Source organism: Gilvimarinus gilvus (genome assembly GCF_030518155.1).
GTDB classification, from domain to species: domain Bacteria; phylum Pseudomonadota; class Gammaproteobacteria; order Pseudomonadales; family Cellvibrionaceae; genus Gilvimarinus; species Gilvimarinus gilvus.
This window is the reverse complement of the sequence record NZ_JAULRU010000353.1, coordinates 1-390: the sequence shown is the minus strand read 5'-3', so window position 1 is coordinate 390 and position 390 is coordinate 1. Positions and strand designations below refer to the sequence as shown.

The 390-nt window shown below is 62.6% G+C and carries 1 protein-coding gene; it reads left to right on the top strand.

Going from position 1 to position 390, the window contains the following annotated elements; all coding sequences use genetic code 11:
• Nucleotides 1–59 precede the first annotated feature (59 nt).
• A partial coding sequence (locus tag QWI17_RS06050; protein ID WP_441294583.1) for a hypothetical protein occupies nucleotides 60–390 on the top strand: 331 nt, incomplete at its 3' end.

The window sequence follows — 390 nt, the reverse complement described above, 5'->3', positions numbered from 1 at the left end:
CTGTTCTTGGTGCGCTGACCGACATTGCTGCGAAGTGGATCGTAGTCCAGGCGTTGAAAATGGCAGGTATTACAGCCGAAACCACAGCTACCGTGGCGAGTGAGGCTACCAAGACCACTGCAAAGCTAGCCACTGACGCGGCGTCCACGGCATCGTCGCTCACTGCAACAGCTACTGTCGCGTCGGCTCAGGTGGCGGCTGCGGGCACCACAATGACGGCATGGCTTCCTGCCGCCCTGGTTGCTTCTGTCGGTTCCTTCGGCGCGGCCGCGATTGTTGGCGGTACTGCGTTGCTGGCGGCCTTTGCACTGATTAAAGGCTTTTCGGGGGGCGGGTACACCGGTGCAGGCGGGGTCAATGAGCCGGCCGGCGTCGTCCACAAGGGCGAGG